At 69.9% G+C, this 17,665-nt stretch carries 13 protein-coding genes and 1 pseudogene; 10 read left to right on the plus strand and 4 right to left on the minus strand.

Translation table 11 applies throughout. The features are described from left to right. Nucleotides 1–1,240: vWA domain-containing protein (locus I0C86_RS13390; protein WP_196201571.1), on the plus strand; the 1,240-nt coding region annotated here is incomplete at its 5' end. 132 nt (nucleotides 1,241–1,372) lie between these two features. On the opposite strand, the gene I0C86_RS13395 is transcribed toward I0C86_RS13390, so the two are convergent. Then, nucleotides 1,373–2,722 carry a hypothetical protein gene (locus I0C86_RS13395; RefSeq protein ID WP_196201583.1) on the minus strand — a complete coding sequence of 450 codons (1,350 nt, stop codon included), beginning with the start codon at nucleotides 2,720–2,722 and terminating at the stop codon, nucleotides 1,373–1,375. A gap of 88 nt (nucleotides 2,723–2,810) precedes the next feature. Further along, nucleotides 2,811–4,166, minus strand: a complete 1,356-nt coding sequence (locus I0C86_RS13400) for an acyltransferase family protein (protein ID WP_196201572.1) — start codon at nucleotides 4,164–4,166, stop codon at nucleotides 2,811–2,813. A 234-nt stretch (nucleotides 4,167–4,400) separates the two neighbouring features. Between I0C86_RS13400 and ngcE (I0C86_RS13405) the strand changes: the two genes are divergently transcribed. The 3 genes from ngcE (I0C86_RS13405) to I0C86_RS13415 all read left to right on the plus strand — a co-directional run bounded on the left by ngcE (I0C86_RS13405) (nucleotide 4,401) and on the right by I0C86_RS13415 (nucleotide 7,739). Further along, the gene (gene ngcE, locus I0C86_RS13405) at nucleotides 4,401–5,816 is read left to right on the plus strand and encodes an N-acetylglucosamine/diacetylchitobiose ABC transporter substrate-binding protein (protein ID WP_196201573.1); all 1,416 of its coding nucleotides are present in this window, start codon (nucleotides 4,401–4,403) and stop codon (nucleotides 5,814–5,816) included. A gap of 103 nt (nucleotides 5,817–5,919) precedes the next feature. Continuing rightward, entirely contained in the window at nucleotides 5,920–6,828 is a 909-nt protein-coding gene (locus I0C86_RS13410) for a carbohydrate ABC transporter permease (RefSeq protein WP_196201574.1), read from the plus strand. After that, nucleotides 6,825–7,739: a carbohydrate ABC transporter permease gene (locus tag I0C86_RS13415; RefSeq protein ID WP_196201575.1), complete on the plus strand. Its 915-nt coding sequence runs from the start codon at nucleotides 6,825–6,827 to the stop codon at nucleotides 7,737–7,739. The genes I0C86_RS13410 and I0C86_RS13415 overlap by 4 nt, the downstream gene beginning before the upstream one ends. 56 nt (nucleotides 7,740–7,795) lie before the next feature. Here I0C86_RS13415 and I0C86_RS13420 read toward each other — a convergent pair whose 3' ends face one another. Then, nucleotides 7,796–8,791: an N-acetylglucosamine kinase gene (locus I0C86_RS13420; RefSeq protein WP_196201576.1), complete on the minus strand. Its 996-nt coding sequence runs from the start codon at nucleotides 8,789–8,791 to the stop codon at nucleotides 7,796–7,798. Between the two features lie 200 nt (nucleotides 8,792–8,991). On the opposite strand from I0C86_RS13420, the gene I0C86_RS13425 reads away from it, so the two are divergent. From I0C86_RS13425 to I0C86_RS13440, 4 genes are all read left to right on the plus strand, one after another. Beyond that, complete coding sequence (locus I0C86_RS13425; RefSeq protein WP_196201577.1) at nucleotides 8,992–9,954, plus strand: MurR/RpiR family transcriptional regulator; 963 nt, start codon at nucleotides 8,992–8,994, stop codon at nucleotides 9,952–9,954. Between the two features lie 244 nt (nucleotides 9,955–10,198). Continuing rightward, nucleotides 10,199–11,707 (plus strand): N-acetylglucosamine/diacetylchitobiose ABC transporter substrate-binding protein, encoded by a 1,509-nt coding sequence (gene ngcE, locus I0C86_RS13430; protein ID WP_196201578.1) that lies wholly within the window; start codon nucleotides 10,199–10,201, stop codon nucleotides 11,705–11,707. Between the two features lie 16 nt (nucleotides 11,708–11,723). Then, nucleotides 11,724–12,632, plus strand: a complete 909-nt coding sequence (locus I0C86_RS13435) for a carbohydrate ABC transporter permease (protein ID WP_196201579.1) — start codon at nucleotides 11,724–11,726, stop codon at nucleotides 12,630–12,632. 13 nt (nucleotides 12,633–12,645) lie between these two features. Next, a complete protein-coding gene (locus I0C86_RS13440) occupies nucleotides 12,646–13,566 on the plus strand; it encodes a carbohydrate ABC transporter permease (protein ID WP_196201580.1) in 921 nt (306 codons plus the stop codon). A gap of 166 nt (nucleotides 13,567–13,732) precedes the next feature. Here I0C86_RS13440 and rph read toward each other — a convergent pair whose 3' ends face one another. After that, nucleotides 13,733–16,327 carry a rifamycin-inactivating phosphotransferase gene (gene rph, locus I0C86_RS13445; RefSeq protein WP_196201581.1) on the minus strand — a complete coding sequence of 865 codons (2,595 nt, stop codon included), beginning with the start codon at nucleotides 16,325–16,327 and terminating at the stop codon, nucleotides 13,733–13,735. A 349-nt stretch (nucleotides 16,328–16,676) separates the two neighbouring features. Here rph and I0C86_RS13450 point away from each other — a divergent pair, with 349 nt between their 5' ends. Both I0C86_RS13450 and I0C86_RS13455 read left to right on the plus strand, forming a co-directional pair. Continuing rightward, nucleotides 16,677–17,294, plus strand: coding sequence for a GNAT family N-acetyltransferase (locus I0C86_RS13450; protein WP_196201582.1), 618 nt, complete (start codon nucleotides 16,677–16,679; stop codon nucleotides 17,292–17,294). An 82-nt stretch (nucleotides 17,295–17,376) separates the two neighbouring features. Continuing rightward, nucleotides 17,377–17,665: pseudogene (locus I0C86_RS13455) on the plus strand (bifunctional 3'-5' exonuclease/DNA polymerase); the annotation flags it as partial.

Genomic DNA, 17,665 nt, shown 5'->3' on the forward strand with positions numbered 1-17,665 from the left:
CTTCGGCAGGCCCGAGTGGGGCCGCTTCACCTTCGGCAAGGACAACCCGAACCTCTCCACCTCCGGGCTGGCGGCGACCATAGCCACCTACTACGCGGCGGTGAACCGGTCCAGCGACCTGACCCGTGCCGACCTGGCCGACCCGGGGGTGACCGGGTTCGTCCGGCAGATCGAGGCGAACGTGTCGCACTACAGCGACGACGTGGTGGACCTGCTGCGCAACCTCGCCGAGGCCGATCTCGTCGGTGGTGGTGTCAGCACGGACGACATGAGCGCCATCGTCATGCAGGAGGAGCTGGTCCACCTCTACAACGAGGGGGAGCTGAGCCCGAGGCAGCAGGGCGAGGAGCGGGGCCGCCGGCCGAACGTCCCGCTCGTCGCCGTCTACCCGAAGGAGGGCACCTTCAACCTGGACCACCCGTTCGTGGTGCTTCCCTCCGCCGACGAGGAGCAGCGCGCGGCGGCGGCCGACTTCCTGGCCTTCCTGACCGAGGACACCCAGCAGGAGAGCTTCGCCCGCCTCGGCTTCCGGGACCACGAACGCCGAGCTGCGGCGGGGTTGCTCGCCAGCGTCGGCGCCGAGCCGACCGGCGGGCTGACCTACTTCGAGCCGCCGGATCCGACGGTGGTCGAGGCGATGCTGGACGGCTGGAGCACGCTGCGCAAGAAGGCCAACATCCTGATCGCGCTGGACACCTCCGGGTCGATGGAGGCGGCGGTCGGCGAGCGTACCCGCTTCCAGGTCGCCTCGGCGGCGGCGGCCAAGGGGCTTGCGCTGCTCAACGCGGAGGACCGGGTCGGACTCTGGTCGTTCTCCTCGGAGACGAAGCGGTCCGACGGCCCGTACCGGGAGGAGGTCCGGCTCGGCGCATTCGACAGGAAGCGGATCAACAGCCGGATCGCCGACCTGCACGTCGAGGGGGGCACCGCGCTCTACACCACGGTCCGGAACGCCCACCGTCACATGCTCGAACGGTACGACCCGACACGGATCAACGCCGTCGTCGTGCTGACCGACGGCAAGAACGAGTACAGCCGGGACAACAACCTGGCGCGGCTGCTCGCCGACGTCGCCGTGGACCCGAAGCGTCCGGTCAAGGTCTTCTGCATCGCCTTCGACCGGGAGTCGGACTTCGCCACGCTGGACCGGATCGCCAAGGTGTCGTCGGGCAAGGCGTTCGACGCCACCGACCCCGCCATGATCGACGAGGCGTTCGTAAAACTGGTCAGCAGCTTCTGAACCGCCTCTGCTCCGAGGACCGCGGCGGGGGGCGTGTCTGCGTTGTGACGGTAGGTGACGTTGGTGGACCGGGCGTCCGTCCGGAGGACCCGGCGTGGCGTCCCGGCGGGAGGAGGCCGGCCTCCTCCCGGCTCAGGAGATCGCGGTCAGCGCCTTGGCGTACGTCGGCGGCACGAAGTGCGGGCCGGACGGGGTGAACACGTCGGTGGCGTTCGCGGCCGTCCACGCCTCGGACGGAATGGCCGCGAGCAGGGTCCTGACCACGGCCGCGTCCTGCCAGTCCGGGTGCTCGGCGACCAGACCGAGCGCCACCACCGACTCCGCCACCTCACCGACGCACTCGAACGGCTTGTGCGCGTCGATGCCGAGCAGTTCGAGGTAGCCCGGCGCCTGGGCCGGGTCGGCGAGCAGGTCGGTGCCGAAGATGTGCACCAGCCGGGTCCGGGGCATGAACGGGGCCAGCGCGAGGAAGATGAACTGGCACTTGGGGCACTTCCCGCACCAGCGGGCACTGGGGTCGTGCAACTTGAACGCCGCGTTGCAGCTCGTCACCACGTCGTCGTACCGGGCGAACTGGGCGAACAGCCGGGCGATGTGCAACTCGGAGAGCGGGCGCAGCAGCGAGAAGTACGGCTCGGTCAGGCCCGCGTGCCCGGCCAGCGCCGCGCGGAGCAGTCCCTCGGCCTCGACCCCCTTCGACCACTGGTGGTTGACCTCGTGACCGTTCCAGATCAGATTCGGGTCGGAGGCGGAGCGCTCGTTCGACATCACCACGGGACCGAGCCCGTGCAGCACGGCGGTGGCCACGGCGATCAGCGAGTTGATCGCGGTGACCGGAATGTGCCCGTTGCGCGCCCCGGCCGCGTTCAGTTCCATGAGCGTCGGGTCGAGCCGGCGGCGGGCCGCCAGCGGGGCCAGCCCGGACGCCTCGTTGACCGACACGATGATGTGGTTGGGGTTGACCGAGAACGGCACCGGATCGAAGCCACCCCGGCGCAGCGCCTCCAGGCTGACGATCGAGTCCTTGCCGCCACCCACCGTCGACAGCGGCCGCCGGTCGGAGTTGTCCAGGACGGTCGGCTCGGGAACCTTCCCGGGCGGTGGCGTGGGCGTCAGTTCCAGCACGTGCGGCAGGTCGTTGCGGTACGCGTACTCGGCGAGGCCCTTGGTGTAGACGGCCGTGACAAGGGCGGTGGCGGCCTCGCCCAGCGGCGCCGGCAGGATCAGCCGGGGCGGTGCGGCGGCCTTGTAGTAGCTGACCCCGGCGACCAGGTGCAGCAGTTCCAGCACCCGTCCGAAGGCGTCGAGGGTGCGGGGTGACGGCGGCGTCTCCGGCCGGGGAAAGGTGATCACCTCGGTGAACCGCAGCTCACCGTCGGGGCCGGTCAGCGCGTAGTCCAGGGCCGCCCTGCCGGTGGCCGGGTCGAACGAGTGGGACGGGAAGGCGAAGGCGTCCATCCGCCGGAGTTGTCCGTTGGGCACAGGCAATAGTAGTCCGCCCGGGTTGACGGCAGGTCAGTCTCCGGCTCCGGACCGACGTCGGCCGGATCAGGCTGCTCCCTTGGCCGGATCAGGCTGCTCCCTCGGCCGGAACCGAGCGGAGCAGCCGGAGCAGGGCCGCCCCGCACAGGTACGCGACCAGCGCCCCGGTGGGCAGGCCGAACAGGTACTCGCCGCTCTTCGGGGCGACGTTGTTGCTGAACAGGCCGGCGACGGTCGCCGCGAACCCGAGCACCAGCAGCAGCAGCCGGGCCAGCGGGCGGTCCAGCCCGCGGCAGAGCGGGGCGGGCAGCCAGCGTGGGCGTACGGCGGGCCGGCGGGAGCCGCGCAGTTCGATCCGGCCGAAGGCGGCGACCAGCACCGCCAGCATCACGGCCAGCAGGAGCAGCCAGGGGATACGCCAGAGCCACCAGGCGGTGCTTCCCACCTGCGGGGTCGGCAGTACGCCGAGCGCGTCCAGCGCGCCGGCCAGCAGGACCACTGCGGTGAGGTGCCAGAGGAAGACGGTCAGCACCACCGCGTTCATCCCGACGACCGCCGCCCAGGGGCCGGGCCGGCGCAGCCAGCGTTCGGCCGGGGCGCGGCACAGCATGATCAGCCCGAGTTGGGCGGTGGCCAGGGCGAGCAGGGCCAGGCTCGGTGGCGACATGTTCTGAATCCGCTCACCCGGTTGGTTGATCATGCTGGTCGGGTACGGGCCGAGCACCGTGAGCAGCGGTAGCGCGGCCAGGCCGACCACCAGCAGCGGTACACCCACCCGGGGGCGGATCGGCAGGTCCCCGGTCCGCCAGGCGAACCCCACCTGGTGCATGGCCAGCCAGCCGAACAGGTAGTTCCCGTACGACAGCCGCTCCGGGCCGAGCAGTCGGCCGAGGTCCCCGAGAACGATCAGCACCAGCAGCACGGCCGGTACGGCGAGGCCGAAGCGTCGGTGCAGCGCGTACATGATCGGGGCCAGCAGCACGACGAAGAGGTACGCGGAGAGGAACCAGAGCGGGACGGTGGCGTACCAGACGACGTTGCGGACCTGGGTCGGTCCCGCCCCGAGCAGCCGGGCCAGCAGGGCGGCGGCGGCCAGCAGGACCAGCAGCACGGTGGTGGGGCGGAGCAGTCGTCCGCTCCGGTCGCGCAGCCACTCGCCCGCGTCGCCGCCGCGGCGGCGGTGCGAGTCCAGCGACGCGGCGTTGGCGTACCCGCCGACCAGGAAGAACAGCGGCATGACCTGGAACAGCCAGGTGCCGGGCCGGGCCGAGACGAGTTCCTCCAGGGCGGAGCGGCCGCGTAACCCTCCGTGGTCGTCGTGGTCGATGACGGCGATCAGCCAGTGTCCGAGCACCACCATGGTGATCGCCACCGCGCGGAGCAGGTCGACGTAGCGCTCCCGCTGGGCGGGCGTCCGGCCGGCGATCTCCCGCAGCCGGCGCATGTGGCCAGGCTATCGACTTCGCCGGGACACCGGCGCACTATGCGACAACCGGCCCGGGTGGATTGCCGGTGCGTAACGGTTCGGCCCTCGGGGCTTGCTGCCAGCACCCACTTCCGTAAGAATCCTTCAGTAACTTAGCGTGAATTGAAGACAAGCACCAGTTGGGTGAAACCAGCACCATCGGTCGACGAGTGCGGCCGCGGCGTCTACCTGGACCGGATCCGAGGAGAAGCTATGAACAGGCGTGACATCCTGCGTCGTACGGCGGCGGCCAGCCTGCTGGCCGTCCCCGCCGGCGGCCTATTGACCGGTTGTGCTCTCGGCGGTGGCGACGACGACAGCGGCGGCGACGGCGGCGCCGTGGGCACGAAGACCGCCGAGAACCCGCTCGGCGTCAAGGAGGACGCGCCGCTCGAGGTCGTCATCTTCAACGGTGGTTTTGGTGAGGATTATGCCAAGGCTCACGAGGCGATGTACACCGCGAAATATCCAAAGGCCACGATCAAGCACTCGGCGACGCAGGAAATCAACAAGACCCTGCAACCCCGCTTCGTCGACGGCAACCCGCCGGACGTGGTGAACAACTCCGGCGCCGGCCAGATCGACTTCAACGGACTCGTCTCGCAGAACGCCATCGCCGACCTCAGCGAACTGCTCGACGCCCCCAGCCTCGACATCCCGGGGAAGACCGTCCGGGACACCCTGCTGCCCGGCGTCGTCGACGTCGGCTCGTACGACGGCAAGTTCATGGTGCTGAACTACGCGTACACGGCGTACGGCATCTGGTACTCCACCAAGCTCTTCAACGACAAGGGCTGGGAGTACCCGAAGACCTGGGACGACCACATCGCGCTGTGCAAGAAGATCAAGGCCTCCGGGACGGCGCCCTGGACGTACGCCGGCAAGCACCCCCGCTACATGAGCTGGCCGGTGATCTCGACGGCGATCAAGTTCGGCGGCATGGACGTGGCGAAGGCGATCGACAACCTGGAGCCGAACGCCTGGAAGTCGGACGCCATGAAGGCGTCGGCCGACGCCTGGTACCAGATCGTCAAGGACGGCTACATCCTGCCCGGCACCCCCGGCCTCGACCACGTGCAGTCGCAGACCGAGTGGTGCCGGGGCAACGCGGCCTTCATCTCCTGCGGCTCCTGGTTGGAGAGCGAGCAGAAGAAGGTAACCCCGGCCGGGTTCAACATGTCCGTCGCACCGACGCCCAGCCTCGGCCCGGGCGACAAGCTGCCGTTCGAGGCGATCCGGGGCACCGCCGGCGAGCCGTTCATGGTGCCCGCCAAGGCCAAGAACCGGATCGGCGGGTTGGAGTACTTCCGCACCATGCTCTCGATGAAGGGCGCCCAGGACTTCACCCGGAAGGTCTCCAGCCTGACCGCGGTGGCCGGCTCGACCCAGGGGATCGACCTGCCGTTCGGGCTGAACACCGTGGTCAAGGCACTGGACGCCTCCGGCAGCAACGGGTTCAACTGGGTGTACAACAACTTCTACCGGAAGCTGGAGCGCGAGCTGGTCGACGCGGCCTGCGGCGAGTTCTTCAGCGGCCGGACCACCCCGGCGGAGTTCCTGGACCAGTGCCAGAAGGGCGCCGACCAGATCGCCGGGGACAGCAGCATCAAGAAGTACAAGCGCTCATAGTCGGGTTCCGTGGGGTGGGGGTCGGTCAGGAACGGCCGGCCCCCGCGACGCGGTTGTCGCGGGGACAGGTCTTCCCGCGTCGAGTGGGCAGGATGTCGTTCTCGTGAAACATGGCAAGTACCCGCTGATCATCACCTTCCTGTTGCCGCCGCTGCTGCTGTACGGCATGTTCGTGATCTGGCCGTACCTCCAGGCGTTCCCGATCTCCACCACCAACTGGCTGGGCTACTCGCGCAGCTACGACTTCGTGGGCCTGGCGAACTTCGAGACGTTGCTGCGCGACAGTGCCCTGTGGAAGGCGGTCCGCAACAACGCGATCCTGCTGCTGTTGCTGCCGATCCTCACCATCGGGCTGGGCCTCTTCTTCGCCAGCATGCTCAACATGGGTGGCCGGCGCGGCGCGGCCGGGGTGGTCGGGGTACGCGGCTCGGCGGCGTACCGGCTGGTCTACTTCTTTCCGCAGGTGCTCTCCGTGGTGATCATCGCGCTGCTCTGGAAGGAGGTCTACCACCCCAACAACGGGCTGCTCAACGGGACGCTGCGCGGGCTCGGGCTGCCCGCGCCGACCTGGCTCGGCGATCCACGTACCGCGTTCTGGGCGGTGCTGGCGGTGATGGTCTGGAGCAACGTCGGCTTCTACGTGGTGCTCTTCGGTGCGGCCATGGCGGCCATCCCGCGGGACATCTACGAGGCGGTGATGCTCGACGGCGCCTCCCGGTGGACCACCCTGACCAAGGTCACCATCCCGCTGCTCTGGGACACCGTGCAGGTCGCCTGGATCTACCTGGCCATCGCCGCGCTGGACGGGTTCATCCTGATCCAGCAGATGACCGACGGCGGCCCCAACCACTCCTCGGACGTGATCGGCCTGCGGATGTACAACACGGCCTTCGTCAGCGAGAGCAAGTTCGGGTACGCCTCGGCGATCGGCGTGGTGATGTTCTTCCTGACCCTGTCGGTGGCGGTGCTGGCGCTGCGCGTCACCCGCCGGGACCGAATCGAGTACTCATGACGACCGTCGACACCCCCGCGTCGGCCCCGCCCGCCGCCGACGGCGACGGCCGGTCCCGGACCGGCGACCGGGCACCCCGCCGCGAGGTGGGCGTGGTGAACGTCTTCTCCCACGGCTTCCTGCTGATCTGGGCGCTGCTGACCACGCTGCCGCTGGTCTGGATGTTCGTCAGCTCGTTCAAGAGCGACATGGAGATCCTCAGCGACCCGTGGGGCCTGCCCGGTGCGCTGCGCTTCGAGAACTGGGCGCGGGCCTGGACCGAGGCCCAGATCGGCCGGTACTTCCTGAACAGCGGGATCGTGGTGGCCGGCTCGCTGGCCCTGACGATGCTGTTCGGCGCCACCGCCGCGTACGTCTTCGCCCGGTACGAGTTCCCGTTCCGGCGGTTCTTCTACTACCTGTTCATCGGGGGCATGATGTTCCCGGTCTTCCTCGCCCTGGTCCCGCTGTACGGCGTGGTGGGCAGCCTCGGTCTGCTCCAGACCTGGACCGGGCTGATCCTGGTCTACGCCGCGTACTCGCTGCCGTTCACGGTCTTCTTCCTGACCGCGTTCTTCCGTACCCTGCCGACGGCCGTCGCCGAGGCGGCGCTGATCGACGGCTGTGGCCCGTTCCGGCTCTTCTTCCGGGTGATGCTGCCGATGGCCCGACCGGGATTGATCAGCGTGGCGATCTTCAACTTCCTCAGTCAGTGGAACCAGTTCATCCTGCCCCAGGTGCTGATGCAGGAGGACAGGTCGAAGTGGGTGCTCGCCCAGGGCCTGACGGCGTTGGCGGTCAGCCAGGGCTACCAGGGCGACTTCAGTGGACTGTTCGCCGGGCTCACCCTGGCGATGCTGCCGGTGCTCGCGGTGTACGTCGTCTTCCAGCGCCAGATCCAGACCGGCCTGACCGCCGGTCAGCTGAAATAGCGCCGCCGACGGCCCGGGGACCGAAGGCGCCCGCCTCCATTGCCGGCCGGGCGGCGTCACCGGCCCGGGGCCGGGCCGATCAGCCGGCGGTGCAGGTCGGTCGGGTCGGTCACCTCGGGCAGGGTACAGGCGGCCAGCCAGGCGGCGGCGGAGGCGCCGTCACCGGCGCCGGTCAGTGGTGCCGTCGGCCACCGCCCGGCCAGCGCGGGGCGTACCGCGTCGGCCAGCGGGGTGTCCCCGGTGAGCAGGCCGCCGCCGAGCACGATCGGCGTGGTGGCGTCCGCCGGCCGGATCCGGTGCACGTTGGCGGCGAGCAACCGGGCGGCCTCGGCGAGGATCGCGGTGGCGGCCGGGTCGCCGTCCCGGTCGGCCCGGATCACCAGCGGTGCGAGTCCGGCCAGTTCGACGGCGGGTCGCCGGGTCACCGTCTGGATGAGGACGTCCACGGTGTCCCGGGGCCGGGCCGCGATCTGCGCGGAGCCGAGCAGTTCGGTGAGGACGAGCGTGCCGAGCGGGCCGAGCGGGCGGTGCCGGTCGAGGTCGGCGAGGGCGTGCCGGACCGCCTCCCGGCCGAGCCAGAATCCGCTGCCGGCGTCGCCGAGCAGCCAGCCGTGGCCGTCGGCCACCCGGTGCAGGGTGAGCCCGCGTACCTCGGCGGCGATCGCCCCGGTACCGGCGATCAGGATCGTGCCGTCCGGCGCGGCGGTTCCCGAGGCGTACGCGACGAGGGCGTCGCCGACGATCTCGTAGGGGCAGCGGAGCCCCATGTCGTGCCACATCCGGTCGAAGGCGTTCCGGCTCGCCGGATCGGCGAGCAGCCGGGCGATGCCGGCCAGCCCGATGGTGCCGGCCCGGACGAGGCCGGGATCGAGCCCGGCGAGGGCGCCGGACAGGGCCACCCGGAGTTGTTCGGCGGCCCGTTCGGCGCCGTGGCTGGTCGGGTTGCCGCCGCCACCCCGCCCCGCGCCCAGCCGTTCACCGGCGACCGAGACCACCGTGGCCCGGGTCGAGGTGCCGCCGACGTCGAGCCCCACCACCATGCCGTCGGACATCGTCGCCCAGCCCTTCCAGCGCGCTCACGGGTCGGGTCCATGCTGCTCGGTACGGCTGTCCCGGGCAAGCGTCGATCGATCGTCGCCGTGGTCGAGCCAGGTAACAGTTTGAAAACTTCACCCATCGTCTTGACAAGGAGGGGGCTTTAGTAAGAACTTTTACCACTAACAGTTAACTTCCTTTTTTGAAAGGCGTGCCCATGGTCGAGCAGAAGGCGGACACCACCGCGGGAACCGCGGTGGTCGATGCCGAGCCCGACCGCCGGGCCGCCGCCGGGCTCTCGCCGGCGGACAGCGTGCTGGTCCGGGTCCGGGCCCGGCTGACCGAGTTCACCGGGGCGTTGCAGCGCGTCGCCGAGCAGGTGCTCAGCGATCCGGCCGCCGCCGCCCGGGCGACCATCGTCGAACTGGCCGAGCGCAGCGGAACCTCCCCGGCCACCGTCACCCGGTTCTGCCGGGCGATGGGCTTCGAGGGCTACGCCGACCTCCGGCTCGGCATCGCCGCCGAGACGGGTCGGGCGCACACCGCCGGCTGGACCGTCGACATCGGACGGGAGATCCAGCCGAACGACCCGCTGGAGCGGGTGCTCGGCCAGATCATCGCGGCGGACACCCAGGCCATGCACGACACCGCCACGCTGCTGGACCTGGGCGAGGTGGAACGGGCCGCCGAGGCGATCGCCGGGGCAGCCCGGGTCAACATCTTCGGCGCCAGCGGCAGTGCCCTGGTCGGCGAGGAGATGCAGTTCAGCCTGCACCGGATCGGCGTCGCGGCGTGGGCCTGGAACGACGTACACGAGGGGCTGGCCGGCGCGGCGCTGCTCCGCGGCGGCGACGTGGCCCTGGGCATCTCGCACACCGGGCAGACCCGGGAGACGATCGAGACCCTCGCCGAGGCGGGCAGCCACGGCGCCGTCACGGTGGCGCTGACCGGCTTCGCCCGCTCGCCGCTGGCCGAACTGGCCGACATCGTCCTGCTCACCGCCAGCCAGGCGACCACCTTCCGGCCGGACGGACTCTCCGCACGGCATCCACAACTTGTCGTGCTCGACCTGCTCTACATCGCCGTCGCCCAACGGACCTACGACCGGGCCCACGCCGCGTTCCAGCGGACGGCCCAGGCCGTCGGCGGGCACAAGGCGGCGAAGGAGGCGCGGCAGTGAGCCTTCCATCGAACTTCGACGACCGGCATGCCGGCGGGCCCCGCCCGGCCGACCGGTGCCCGACACCGACGGGCGAGCCGGCACCGGCCGGCACGTCCGAGGAGTTCAACGTCGGGTCGGAGGCACCCCTGTCCGCCTCTGCCCGATCGTCCCCGGCGGGGACGAGCTACCGCACCGCTGGCAGGTCCAGGTCATCCGGACCCGTCCGGCTGATCCGACCCGATTCTCAACTGAGGAGATGAAGATGTCCGCAAGCCCCGACCACACGTCGGACCGCGTTGATTCGTCGGCCACCACCGGAGCGGGCCTGCCGGCCGTGCTGGGCGCCGCCAACCGGCGTACCGTGCTGCGCCGGGCCGCCGCCGCCGGACTGCTGGCCACTCCGGCCGCCGGGCTGCTCAGCGCCTGCGCCACCAGTGGTGGCGACGACGAGGGCAACACCGACCAGGACACCGGCACCAAGAGCGCCACCAACCCGCTCGGGGTCAAGGAAGACGCCGCGCTGGAGATCATCATCTTCAACGGCGGCTACGGCGAGAAGTACGCCACCGACGTCCACGAGAAGCTGTACCAGACGGCCTTCCCCAAGGCCCAGATCAAGCACCAGGCGACCCAGGCGGTCTCCACGGTGCTCCAGCCGCGGTTCGCGGGTGGCGACCCGCCGGAGTTCGTCAACAACTCGGGGGAGAAGTTCCTCGACTTCGGCGCACTCGTCGCCGACGGCCAGATGCAGGACCTGACCGAACTCTGGGACGCGCCGTCGGTCGACGACCCGAGCAAGAAGGTCCGGGACACCCTCATCCCCGGCGTCGTCGAGCAGGGCATGTTCAGCACCGCCGACGGTTCGCGCAAGCCGTACGTCCTGTACTACGTCTCGACCGTCTACGGCATCTGGTACTCCGGCAAGCTGTTCAAGGACAACGGCTGGACCGCCCCCACCACCTGGGAGCAGTTCACCGCGCTCTGCGAGAAGATCAAGGCCAAGGGCATCACCCCGTTCGGGTACGCCGGCGCGAACGCGGCCTACTACCAGTGGAACGTCATCCTCACCCAGGCCGCCAAGGTCGGCGGTCCGGACGTACTGAAGAACATCGACAACCTCGAGGCCGACGCGTGGAAGGCCGAGCCGGTGATCCAGGCGGCCAAGGCCTGGGCGGAGATCGGCGCCAAGTACGGTGACAAGAGCTTCGAGGGGCTCAAGCACACCGACGTTCAGCTGCGGCAGAACCAGAACAAGCTCGCCTTCTACCCCAGCGGCGACTGGCTGGAGAACGAGCAGAAGAAGGACACGCCGGCCGGCTTCGAATACCAGCTGATGGCGGTGCCGAGCCTGACCGCCTCGGACAAGCTGCCGGCCGGTGCGATCCGGGCCGCCGGTGGTGAGGGGTACTTCGTCTCGGCCAAGAGCAAGAACCCGCGCGGCGGCATGGAGTACATGCGGCAGATGCTCTCCAAGGCGGGGGCCCGGGGCTTCACCGAGACCGTCGGTGCGGCCACCGTGGTGCCGGCCGGCAGCGAGGGCTACCAGTTCCCGCCGGGGGTGGCCAGTTCGCAGGCCGCGCTGAAGGCCGCCGGTGCGAACGTGTTCAACATGATGTTCGACAACTGGTACAAGGAGCTGGACACTGAGGCCCGGACCGCGACCAACGAGCTGATGTTCGGTCGCGCCTCGGCCGAGCAGTGGGCCGAGCGGATTCAGAAGCGCGCGGACGCCATCAAGAGCGACAGCAGCGTCGCCAAGTTCAAGCGCTGACCGGAGCGGAGTGATCATGCGGCAGGGCAAGTACCCGTTCGTGATCGGCTTCCTGGCGTTGCCGGTACTGCTGTACTCGGTCTTCGTGATCGCGCCGTACGCCCAGGCGTTCCAGCTCGCGATGACGAGTTGGCGGGGCGTCGGCACGCCGAAGTGGGTCGGTTTCGACAACTTCCGGAGGCTGTTCGAGGACGAGGCCTTCTGGAAGGCGGTCCAGCACCACGGGATACTGCTGCTTGCCCTGCCGCTGATCACCATCGCCATCGCGCTGTACTTCGCGTTCATGCTGAACGTCGGTGGTGGCAGCCGCGGCGGCGAGCGGGTCGGGGTTCGGGGATCCGGGTTCTACCGGGTGGTGTTCTTCTTTCCCCAGGTCCTCGCGGTGGCGATCATCGCGGTGCTGTTCCAGATGGTCTACCGGCCGAACGAGTCCGGCCTGATCAACGGCGTGTTGATGAAGCTCGGGCTCGATCCGGTCTTCTTCCTGATCAGACCCAACCTCGCCCTGTGGTCGATCATCGGCGTGCTGGTCTGGCAGGCGGTCGGCTTCTACGTGGTGCTCTTCTCGGCCGGGATGGCGTCGATCCCGACCGAGATCTACGAGGCCGCCGAGATGGACGGTGCCAGCCGCGTCGTCCTCTTCTTCCGGGTGACCCTGCCGCTGCTCTGGGACACCCTCCAGGTGGCCTGGGTCTACCTGGGCATCGCGGCGTTCGACTGCTTCGCCATCGTCGCGGTGCTCTCCGTCGACAGCGGTGGCCCGGACGGCGCCACCACGGTGCTGGCGGTGGAGATCTACCGCAACGCCTTCGTCTACAGCCGGTACGGGTACGCCTCGGCGATGGGTGTGGCGCTGTTCTTCCTGACCATCACGTTCGCGGCGCTGACGCTGCGGGTGTCCAAGCGGGAGAGCGTCGAGTACTGAGATGGGACCGGAAATGACGACGAAGACCGACCGCCCGACACCCGGCCCGGGGACGACCCGGAAGCTGACCGCCGCAGCCGGCAAGGGCCGGGATCGGCGGATCAAATCCGAGGTACGGCTGTTCTCCCGGCTCGGACACGTGGCCCTGCTGGCGTGGGCGGTGATCGTCATCGTCCCGGTCCTCTGGACCTTCCTGGCCTCGTTCAAGAACACCACCGAGATCTTCAGCAGCCCCTGGACCCTGCCGGCCGAGTTGCGCTGGGAGAACTGGGGCCGGGCCTGGACCGAGGCCCGGGTCGGCAGGTACTTCATCAACAGCGTGCTCGTGGTGGCCGGTGGTGTCTTCGGCACCATGCTGCTGGGCTCGATGGCCGCCTACGTATTGGCCCGCTACAAGTTCGTGGGTAACCGGCTCATCTACTACATGTTCGTCTCCGGGTTGGCTTTCCCGGTGTTCCTGGCGCTGGTGCCGCTCTTCTTCGTGGTGAAGAACCTGGGGCTGCTCGACACGCACATCGGGCTGGTGCTGGTGTACATCGCCTACTCGCTGCCGTTCACGGTCTTCTTCCTGGCCGCGTTCTTCAAGACCCTGCCGACCTCGGTGGCCGAGGCCGGCATGATCGACGGCTGCTCGCACACCCGGTTGTTCTTCCAGGTGATGCTGCCGATGGCCAAGCCCGGCCTGATCAGCGTCGCGATCTTCAACATCATCGGCCAGTGGTCGCAGTACCAGCTTCCGCTGGTGCTGCTCCCCGACAAGGACAAGTGGGTGCTCACCCAGGGCATCGCCGAGATCTCGGTCAACGCCGGCTACCAGGCGGACTGGGCCGGCCTGTTCGCGGCGCTGACCATGGCCATCCTGCCGATGATCATCATTTACGCGATCTTCCAGCGGCAGATCCAGGGCGGCCTGACCGCCGGCGCGCTTAAGTAGTCCTCGGCCGGCCGGACCGCTGCGGGCACCCCAGGGGACCGGCCACCGGCCACCGGCCGGACCGCCCTACCAGACCGGCCCCGATCTCTCACGAGGAGATCGGGGCCGGTCGCTGGCCTGCGGGTACGTTTCCCCGACTCGCGCACTTCCACCCCGGTGCGCTCGGTCAGGGCAGGATCTCGACGTACCCGTCGGTGCCGTGCACGCGGATCCGCTGCCCGTCCCGGATCAGCCGGGTGGCCCGCTCCACGCCCACGACGGCCGGCAGTCCGTACTCCCGGGCGATCACCGCGCCATGGGTCATCAGTCCGCCCACCTCCGTCACCAGGGCCGTGATCCCGACGAACAGCGGCGACCAGCTGGGGTCGGTGTAGGCCGTGACCAGGATGTCGCCCGCCTCGAGATCGGCCTCCGTCATGTCGAGGATGACGCGGGCCCTGCCCTCGACGGTCCCGGCGGAAACCGGGAGGCCGACCAGGGCCCCGGCCGGCACGTCGCCGCGCCGGTACGCCCCGGTGACGCCCTCGCCATCGGAGGTCAGCACCCGGGGCGGCGTGAGCGTCTGGTACGACCGGAACGCGTCCCTGCGCCGCTGGACGAGCTGGTCGTCCAGCCGGTTGCCGCGCGCGACGTCGTGGAGCTCCTGGAACGTGAGGTAGAAGATGTCCTCCCTCTCGGCGAGCACATCGGCCCGCACCAGGCGCTCGGCCTCTCGCAGCAGGGCCTGCTTGTAGACGAAGTAGCGGCTGACGATGCTGTACTTCGGGTACTCCCGGTAGCCGATGAAGGTCCGGACCCGGTCGATCATCCGCTCGGCCTCGTCGGCCTTCTGCTCCCCGTCCGGCAGGGCCCGCAGGCGTTCCAGCACGTCCTCCTGCTTCCTGCGCGCCTCCTGGCGCCCGTGCGCGAAGCGCCGCTCGGCGGCGCCCGGCTCGAAGAGCCTGATGTTGTCGAGGATCAGGGGCACCAGCGTGCTGGGGCGCTCGCGCCAACGCGGCCTCGTGATGTCGATCTCGCCGACGCAGCGCACGCCGTACCGGTCGAGGTAGGCCTCGATGGCGTCGCGCGCCTCGGTCCCGCCCGCGAGCTTCGGCAGCTCGGCAAGGAAACCGTCGTCCTCGACGCGTTGCAGGAACGCCACCACCTCCGGATACGGACGGATCACGTCCGCGACGTCGAGCAGCGCCAGCCCCATCTCCGACGTGATGTTGCCAGGGGCGGACAGCGTGAGGGTGTCGGCGGCGTTCTTCTCGCCCAGCCATTCCTGTAGCTGGTCGTTGAGCCACCAGGTGGCCTCCATCCCCGCCATGATCGCCTGCATGCTCAACGGATCACCGAGGACCCGCTTGTGCTCCTGGAAGGCCGCCAGCAGGAAGTCGAACAGCGCCGGTCCGGTCAACGTCGCGATGTCGCGCCGCAGCGCGGCGATGGACGCCTGGCTGCGCTCGATCAGCTCGGTGACGATGGCCGGATCGGTCTCGATCGGGGCCGGTCCGCCGCCGGCCGGCGGCCCGGTGGGACCGGCCTCCGGGAGCGTCGGAACGAAGTCGCGGTCGAGGACGGTCTCCAGGGCGTCCCTGATCAGCGGATCGCCCCTTCCCACCAGCTCCAGGAGGCCGGTGCGGCTCGCCGGCGAGGCCAGGCGCCGGGTGACGTCGACGAACAGTCTTCCGCCGGCCTCGTGCATCGGCGCCATGGCCGTCAGCTGCCACATGGAGACCCCCAGCGGCTTCATGGCGTCGGTCATCATCTGCTGATGACCGACGGAGACGTAGACGTGGTTCTCCGCGTCGCCGGCTTCGGGGATGGGGAACAGCGTGGTGATCGGCCGGCTCTGCACGATCTGGAAGTCATCGTCGACCAGGCACCATTCGATGTCCTGCGGGCGGCCGAAGTGTGCCTCGATCCGCCGTCCGAGCTGCACGAGGCGCACGACCTGCGGATCCGTCAGCGCCGGCTGCTCCTGCCGCTGCGGGTCGACCGCCACCTCCTGCGTACCGCCGGCCGGCAGGGCGTGGACGGCGAGCTGTTTGGCGGCGATCGCCTTGTCGACGATCCCGCCGTCGCGCACCTTGAAGACGTCCGGGTTCACCAGGCCGGACACCAGGGCCTCGCCGAGACCGAAGCTGGCGTCCACGGTGGCGACCTTGCGGTTGCCCGTGACGGGGTCGGCCGTGAACAGGATGCCGGCCGCGTGCGGAAGGACCATCCGCTGCACCACCACGGCCATCTGGACCGTACGGTGGTCTATGCCGTTGCGCTGGCGGTAGGTCACGGCCCGCTCGGTGAACAGCGAGGCCCAACACCGGCTGACGTGCCGGAGGATCGCCGCAGGTCCCACGACGTTCAGGTACGTGTCCTGCTGGCCGGCGAAGGAGGCCGTCGGCAGGTCCTCTGCCGTCGCGCTGGATCGGACGGCGTAGGCGGCTTGCTCACCGAACCGGGTGAGCGGGTGGGTGATCGCCGCAGCGAGATCGTCCGGGATGGCGACCCCTTCGATGATCCGGCGGATCTCCGCGCTGAGCGCACGGATCGCCTCCCGGTCGTCCGGCTTCAGGCGGGACAGCTGATCGAGCCGATCGTCGATCGACGGCGCCTCCGTCCCGATCCTCCGGAAGGCGTCCGTCGTCACGCAGAATCCGGCCGGCACGCGGATGCCCTCGATCCGTGACAGCCCGCCGAGGTGCGCCCCCTTGCCGCCGACGACGGCGACCTGCGTCTCGTCAACCTCTCGAAGATCCAATACGTACTGCCTGATCATTGCGACACCTCCGAGGCAGCGGTCTTCTGTCCCTCTGCACCGGTTGGTCGAATCACCGGTGCCCCCGTCCCGAGCGCCCGCAACCGCACCGCCGGTCCTCCCACTGGCTCGACGTCACCGCGTCGCCCGTACGTCGACAACAACACCCGCACGTCGGAACCCCATTTCCGCAGGTTGTGGCCTCGGCCGACGATTCTGCGCCACGACCCGGGTCTTGCCGCAAGCCCCCCGATGCGCTATACCTTGGAAAGGGCGAGGAGAGAATTCTCTTTGCCCTTTGCCGTAACTGCACAGCGCCGACACCGGGCCGCCGGTCAGGCCGGCGACGGTGCTCGGCCATCATGAACGGATGCCGCTGCTCGTCCCGCCGGTGCTGCCCGCCGGCTCGCTGCACTTCCGCCGCCAGCCCCACCTCGTCGCCGAGGGCGGGCTGCGCCTGCGGCCGTGGCGCGTGAACGACGCCGCGACCGTACGAGCCGCGTTCGGGTGTCCCGAGATCCAGCGGTGGCACATCCGTCGGATGGACAGCGACGACGAGGCCCGGGACTGGACGGCCCAGTGGCCGGCCCGCTGGGCGGCGGAGACGGATGCGAGCTGGGCGCTCGTCGACGGGCCCGCGGACCGGCCGGTCGGCCAGGTCGGGCTGCGCCACGTCAGCCTGGTCGAGGGAAGCGCCGAAATCTCCTACTGGGTGCTGCCCGCCGCCCGGGGCGCGGGCGTCGCCGGGCGGGCGGTCACCGCACTGACCCGCTGGGCCTTCGACACCCTCGGCATCCAGCGGTTGGTCCTGCTGCACTCGGCCCGGAACCGGGCCTCCTGCCGGGTGGCCGGCAAGGTGGGCTACCGGACCGAAGGGCTGCTGCGGCAGGCGATGCTGCACGCGGACGGATGGCACGACGTACACCTGCATGCCCGGCTGCGCTCCGACGGGGGACGCCCGCCGGAGCGCGAGCCCGAGCGGCGCTGACTGCGCCGCGCCGCGCGACCCGGGCGGTCGGTGACCCACCGGCACGCCTGGGTGCGTCGATGGCGGCGGGATTCCGGCGGGGATGTCGGACGGGACGGGCAGAATCGTCGGCGTGCTGGTGGCGGTGGTCCGGGACGAGGACGGCGACGGGGGGTTCCTCCAGTCGCTGCATCCGGACGGCCGGCCCGCCGGCCCCGCCGAGCAGGTCGCCGACGTCGGCGCGGCGGTCGCCGCCCGGGAAACCGCCGGCCGGAAGCCGGGTGGGCCGCCGCGCTGGCTCTGGGCCTCCACCGCCGCGACCTATCCGGGGCTGCTGCGCCGGGGCGTCCGGGTGGAGCGCTGTCACGATGTCGAACGGACCGAGGCGCTGC

Source organism: Plantactinospora alkalitolerans (genome assembly GCF_015690345.1).
Taxonomy (GTDB): domain Bacteria; phylum Actinomycetota; class Actinomycetes; order Mycobacteriales; family Micromonosporaceae; genus Plantactinospora; species Plantactinospora alkalitolerans.

Coding starts and splice junctions, on each gene's coding strand:
- rph (WP_196201581.1), bottom strand. CDS start 16,327: ATGATCAGGCAGTACGTATTGGATCTTCGAGAGGTTGACGAGACGCAG.
- ngcE (WP_196201578.1), top strand. CDS start 10,199: ATGTCCGCAAGCCCCGACCACACGTCGGACCGCGTTGATTCGTCGGCC.
- I0C86_RS13420 (WP_196201576.1), bottom strand. CDS start 8,791: ATGTCCGACGGCATGGTGGTGGGGCTCGACGTCGGCGGCACCTCGACC.
- I0C86_RS13440 (WP_196201580.1), top strand. CDS start 12,646: ATGACGACGAAGACCGACCGCCCGACACCCGGCCCGGGGACGACCCGG.
- I0C86_RS13400 (WP_196201572.1), bottom strand. CDS start 4,166: ATGCGCCGGCTGCGGGAGATCGCCGGCCGGACGCCCGCCCAGCGGGAG.
- I0C86_RS13450 (WP_196201582.1), top strand. CDS start 16,677: ATGCCGCTGCTCGTCCCGCCGGTGCTGCCCGCCGGCTCGCTGCACTTC.
- I0C86_RS13425 (WP_196201577.1), top strand. CDS start 8,992: ATGGTCGAGCAGAAGGCGGACACCACCGCGGGAACCGCGGTGGTCGAT.
- I0C86_RS13435 (WP_196201579.1), top strand. CDS start 11,724: ATGCGGCAGGGCAAGTACCCGTTCGTGATCGGCTTCCTGGCGTTGCCG.
- ngcE (WP_196201573.1), top strand. CDS start 4,401: ATGAACAGGCGTGACATCCTGCGTCGTACGGCGGCGGCCAGCCTGCTG.
- I0C86_RS13415 (WP_196201575.1), top strand. CDS start 6,825: ATGACGACCGTCGACACCCCCGCGTCGGCCCCGCCCGCCGCCGACGGC.